The organism is Actinomyces marseillensis (assembly GCF_900155605.1).
Lineage (GTDB): Bacteria > Actinomycetota > Actinomycetes > Actinomycetales > Actinomycetaceae > Pauljensenia > Pauljensenia marseillensis.
The window spans coordinates 784978-785985 of the sequence record NZ_LT707420.1; the positions used below are offsets into that span (position 1 = coordinate 784978).

At 66.8% G+C, this 1008-nt stretch carries 1 protein-coding gene; it reads left to right on the forward strand.

The features are described from left to right. Positions 1–136: 136 nt before the first annotated feature. Positions 137–1008, forward strand: an 872-nt coding sequence (locus BQ8011_RS09315; RefSeq protein WP_159436441.1) for an NAD(P)/FAD-dependent oxidoreductase, incomplete at its 3' end; no start/stop codon positions are given.

A 1008-nucleotide genomic window follows, 5' to 3' on the forward strand; every position in this document is an offset into this window, starting at 1 on the left:
GCCTATGTGCGCGCGGCAGCCTCTCGAAGGCTATGGAGTCTGCTGTATGCGTTGGAATCTTGTTTCCCAATACCCCCAGGGGTATTATTGGAGGAGGCGAAGAAGACATTCCACCGAGCCAGAAAGTGAGCCGCACATGCGAGTAGTAGTCGTCGGAGGAGTCGCCGGTGGCATGAGCGCGGCGGCACGCCTGCGCAGGCGCGATGAGAGCGCCGAGATCATCGTGCTGGAGCGCAGCAAATACGTGTCCTTCGCGAACTGCGGGCTCCCGTACTACGTCGGCGGCGAGATCGAAGACCCCACCAAGCTCCTCCTTCACACCCCGCAAACCCTCAAGGCTGCGCTCAACCTCGACGTGCGCATCAACTCCGAGGTCACCGCGATCGACCCGGCGGCGCACAGCGTCCAGGTCACTGACACTGAGACCGGCGAGGCCTACACGCTCACCTATGATCACCTGATCCTTTCCCCGGGCGGCCTCGCCAGCCGGCCCCCGATCGGCGGCCTCGACTCCCCGCGTGTGCACACCCTGCGCACGGTCGACGATGCCCTCGCCCTGCGCGAGGCCTCGGGCACGCACGCCGTTGTCCTGGGTGCCGGGTTCATCGGCATCGAGGCCGCCGAGGCCCTCGCACAGCGAGGCTTCGAGACTTACCTCGTCGAGTACGCCGAGCACGTCCTGCCGCCCCTCGAAGTCGAGATGGCCACGCTGGTCACGCAGGAGCTGCGTGACCTCGGGATCTGCGTCCACGCCGGCGTCGCCGCCCAGTCCATCACCCACGGCGGCGATCAAGACTGCGTGACACTCTCCGACGGAACCGAGCTGAGTGCAAACGTCATCGTCCTGTCAACTGGAGTCCGCCCCGACACCGCCTTCGCCGAGGCCGCGGGCATCGAGACCAAGCGCGGCTACATCCTCGTCGACGAGCACGGGCGCACCAGCGCGGATGGCATCTACGCGGTCGGCGACGGCACGATGGGCCGCGACCACGACCACCCCGTCGCCCT